Raw genomic sequence first — 4,181 nt, 5'->3', positions numbered from 1 at the left:
AGTGCCCGTTCCTGCGCGGCGATCGCCCGGTAGACGTCGCGTCCGCCGTTGTTGTTGACTTCACGGCTGATCGTCGACACCGCACGCCCCAGGAAGCCGGCGATTGTCCGGTAGGACTCACCGGNACAAAGCCCGCGCGATATCTCCTCCCGCTCGCCCATGGTCAAGCTTCCAGCCCGTGCCTTGCGGGATCCGGGCGCGATCCCTCCGTGGTGCTTGAGGACAGTGAACACCGAGCCGGGCGGCTTGCCGATCTGCCTCGAGATGACACTGATCGACTCCCCGGCCCTCCACCGCCGCCACAAGTCGGCCTTCATCTCGTCCGACATCCCCGGCCGACCCAGTCTCGCCACGTATACCNTCCTCAACCAGCACTGTTGCTCTGACCGGTTGAATCTAAGGAGGCGGCCTTCAAGATCTCGTTCGCCCGCCTGAGCTCGGCGTTCTCCCGCCGCAGCCGCTTGATCTCCGCAGACTCCTCCGTCGTGGTGCCCGGCCGCTGCCCGCCGTCGACCTGGTCCTGACGGACCCATTTGCGCAGTGTTTCGTAGGAGCCGATGCCCAGCTTCTCGCAGACCGCGTGCATCGCCGTGGACTCGGTCGGGTAGTCGCCGCGGACCTCGGCGACCATGCGCACAGCGCGCTTGCGCAGCTCAGGCGGGTAGGTGGAGGGACGTGCCATGACTCGATCCCTACACGTAATCGAGTCCCCATCTCACCCGGGGCGGTTCATCTGCCTTGATCGCGTTGACAGGTTCCGGTCGGCGCGAACTCTTCTCGGCGCACGGTTGGTTGGGGATGATTGCCGGATGTCCGTTGACGGGGGATCTTCGCGGCGAGGGCCCGGCGGGTCGGCGCTTTCGGTGGTGAGTACGGATGCCGTGCCGGCGCCGGAACGGTTCGGCTGGTGGGCGGAGTTGATGGGCCGGCAGGTCATGCCGGTGTCCATCTGCCCTTACCGGGCCGCGTTCCGCGGTCGTGTCGAGGCCGTGGAGACGCCGGACACCCAGGTGGCCGACTTCGGGTTCTCGCCGATGACGGCCCGGCGTTCCGCCGTGCAGATCCGCCGGCACGACCCCGAGTTCTACTACCTGGTGCTGGTGCGCGGCGCCCCGATGACGTTGACGCAGGGACGCCGGACCGCGTGTCTGGAGGCGGGTGGGATGGCGCTGTTCTCCACCTCCCATCCGCTGGAATGCGACTTCGTCGACATCGGCCGACAGAGTCGACTGACTCTGATGCGCCTGTCGCGCGCGACGCTCCCGCTGCCCGGCGGCCGTGCCGACCTCCTGCTCGGCGAACCCCTGCCGGCACGCACCGGGCCGGGCCGACTCCTCGCCTCCTACCTCGCGCAACTCTCCGAAGCCGGGCACGACAGCACCCCCGCGGACCTGGCCCGACTGGGGGCCGTCGGCGTCGACCTCGCCGCGACCGTCCTCGCCGCCCGCCTCGACGGCCACCACGTCCTGCCCGACACCACGCGAAAGGCCACACTCCTGGCCCGCGTCCACGCGTTCATCGAACGCCACCTGCACGACCCGGACCTGCGGCCGGCCGCGATCGCGGCCCACCACCACATATCCGTACGCAGCCTGCACGAACTCTTCCGCGACGAAACGGAATCGGTGGCCGCGTCGATCCGACGGCGCCGCCTGGCACGCTGCCACGCCGACCTGACCGACCCGACACTGCGGCACCGCACCATCGCCGAGACCGCCACCCGCTGGGCGCTGCGCCCCGGCGACCTCGGCCGCGTCTTCCGCAACGTCTACGGAGCCACGCCCCACGAGATTCGGGAGCAGGCCCGGGACGCGGACGGCCCTCCCGCCGCATGCTGACGGCCGACACGGCCCGGGCTTCACGGGCCGGCGGGGCTGTGTGGGGGGAACAACACGCGAACGGACCGTGCGCCCCTTTTCCCACTGCCGCCGTGCGCGCAATGCGGAGGAACGCTGCGCTGCGTGCGGATGACCGCAGCTCCCGGCCCCGTCAGAGTGAGGGGGCGCCACGAGGTACTGCGAAGTGAAGTCCCGGGAGGAGACGCCGTCTATCGAGCCGTACGAACAGCAGGTTTCGATCTGCGGCCCTGCCGCGCGGCGCCCGCGATCCGACGACGGTCGAAATCAGGGAAACAACCGGAATCTCTGTGTTGGTCATACCCCACACCAACGACAGCGTCCCAGGGGTCGACGACCCGCTCCGGCGGGTCCAGCGAGGAAGATTCATGAGGCACGCGATTCCGAAACTCATCGTCGCCGCCGTGGCAAGCGTGGTGGTGTTCGCCCTGCCCGCGAGCGCGGGGACCGCAACGAGCCCGCCACTTACTCGGCGCCGCCTCCGCCGCTGTTGCCGCACCCGCCGGGGGCGGCGGCGTGATCGGCTGGGACTTGTACCACACGGTCTTCACCGGAACCCCTGTCATCGGAGGGGACTTCGCAGCCGCCGACGACAAGCACGTCATCGGCTGGGGCTGACACCACGTGCGGGTGATCCGCGCTTCGCTGTGCCGCACGGTGTCGGGACGGGCTCCGCTGGGGCAGTCCCGCCTCATCCACGACCTGCTCTGGGCGCACGCGACCCCGGCTGAGGGCCTGGAGCACATCCGGCCCCGCCCCACCGAAAACGGCCTGGACCTCTTCCTCTTCGTCCGCGCCCACTGCAACGCATCAGCCCTTGAGCAGATGCGCACCCTGCTCACCCGGCTGAACACGGAGATCGCCGTGCATGGCTACACCGTCGCCGACTTCTGAACTGCCGGCCTCACACCGACCGTGCGGCCGGCCGTTTTGCCGCCGCGCCTGATCAGCGGTGCCCCCGCACCTGCATCGCAGGCCTGCGGCCTTCCTCGCATCACCCACCTGTCTGGAGCCTTCCATGTCCCGATCCTTGCGGCGTTCCTCCGCCGCCCTGCTCACCGCGGGCCTCGCCTCCGTCATGCTGGCCACCACGATTCCGGCGCAGGCCACCACGGCTCCCGCGATGCCCGCCGACGGGCAGTCCGTCCAGGCTGACACAGGTACGATCACGCCGTTCACCCCGACCGTGCCCAACCCGACCACCGCCACGCAGGCCGAGCTGGACGCGGCCGCCGCCAAGACGGCGAAGACCGGCCGGATGCTGCCGGGCCCCCAGGCCCAGGCTGCAGCCGACTCGGGTGTGGGCGGCCAGATCAGCCGGAGTGAGGTCATAGCGCGGGCCAGGACCTGGGTGGCGGCGGGTGTCCCGTACAGCATGACCAGCTACCGCTCCGACGCGAACGGCCGCTACCGAACCGACTGTTCGGGCTTCGTCTCCATGGCCTGGCACCTCGCCTCCTCCTCGGCCAACAACTACGGGGAGACGACGGGCACCCTGGTGAACTTCACCTTCTCCATCGCCAAGGAGTCCCTCAAGCCGGGCGACGTCCTGCTCAACCCGGATCCGGGTGCCGCCGGCCACGTGGTCATCTTCAACGGCTGGGTCAACGCCGAGCACACCCGGTACGACGCCTACGAACAGGCAGGCAGCGTAGGCGCGGTCCACCGCGAGGTCCCCTACCCGTACTTCTCCGGGCACGGCACCTTCAGCCCGCGCCGCTACAACAAGATCGTCGATGACGCGCCGGCTCGTCGTACGTTCGATGTCACGGGGGACGGCCGGGCGGAGATCATCACCCAGGAGTCCGACGGCGGCGTCGCGATGGGCGTGGGTGACGGCAACGGGTTCGGCGACTACCACCGCATCACCGGCACCGGCTGGGCCGACTACCTCAACAACGGGCGCATGCACTTCGCCGACGTGACCGGTGACGGCAAGGCCGACATCATCACCCAGGAAGCCGACGGCGGCATCACCATGGGCGTCGGTGGNCTTCGCCGACGTGACCGGTGACGGCAAGGCCGACATCATCACCCAGGAAGCCGACGGCGGCATCACCATGGGCGTCGGTGGTGGAAACGGGTTCGACAACTACCACCGCATCACCGGGACGGGGTTCGCCGACTACATCAACGGCGGCAACATGCACTTCGCCGACGTGACCGGTGACGGCAAGGCGGACATGCTCGTCCAGGAGTCCGACGGCGGCGTCACGATGGGCGTCGGCAACGGCAACGGCTTCGACGACTACCACCGCATCACCGGCACCGGGTTCGCCGACTACCTCAACAACGGGCGCATGCACTTCGCCGACGTCACCGGCG

The 4,181-nt window shown here is 69.3% G+C and carries 4 protein-coding genes and 2 pseudogenes; 4 read left to right on the top strand and 2 right to left on the bottom strand.

The window, feature by feature from the left end:
* On the bottom strand, positions 1 to 161 hold a 161-nt coding region (locus tag A3IC_RS73445; RefSeq protein WP_425387327.1), incomplete at its 3' end, for a helix-turn-helix domain-containing protein.
* Between the two features lie 239 nt (positions 162 to 400).
* Positions 401 to 682, bottom strand: a pseudogene (locus A3IC_RS0110875) (transposase); the annotation flags it as partial.
* 184 nt (positions 683 to 866) lie between these two features.
* Here A3IC_RS0110875 and A3IC_RS0110870 point away from each other — a divergent pair.
* From A3IC_RS0110870 to A3IC_RS53650, 4 genes and pseudogenes are all read left to right on the top strand, one after another.
* Positions 867 to 1,838, top strand: a complete 972-nt coding sequence (locus A3IC_RS0110870; RefSeq protein ID WP_245599206.1) for an AraC-like ligand-binding domain-containing protein — start codon at positions 867 to 869, stop codon at positions 1,836 to 1,838.
* Between the two features lie 648 nt (positions 1,839 to 2,486).
* Positions 2,487 to 2,750 carry a hypothetical protein gene (locus tag A3IC_RS0110860; protein WP_158695897.1) on the top strand — a complete coding sequence of 88 codons (264 nt, stop codon included), beginning with the start codon at positions 2,487 to 2,489 and terminating at the stop codon, positions 2,748 to 2,750.
* Between the two features lie 124 nt (positions 2,751 to 2,874).
* Positions 2,875 to 3,870, top strand: coding sequence for an FG-GAP-like repeat-containing protein (locus A3IC_RS72985; protein ID WP_020550077.1), 996 nt, complete (start codon positions 2,875 to 2,877; stop codon positions 3,868 to 3,870).
* A gap of 46 nt (positions 3,871 to 3,916) precedes the next feature.
* Positions 3,917 to 4,181: pseudogene (locus A3IC_RS53650) on the top strand (hypothetical protein); the annotation flags it as partial.

The sequence above is a fragment of the Embleya scabrispora DSM 41855 genome (assembly GCF_000372745.1).
Lineage (GTDB): Bacteria > Actinomycetota > Actinomycetes > Streptomycetales > Streptomycetaceae > Embleya > Embleya scabrispora.
Note: the sequence above shows the minus strand (reverse complement) of the source record. Positions and strands in the feature narration are given on the sequence as shown.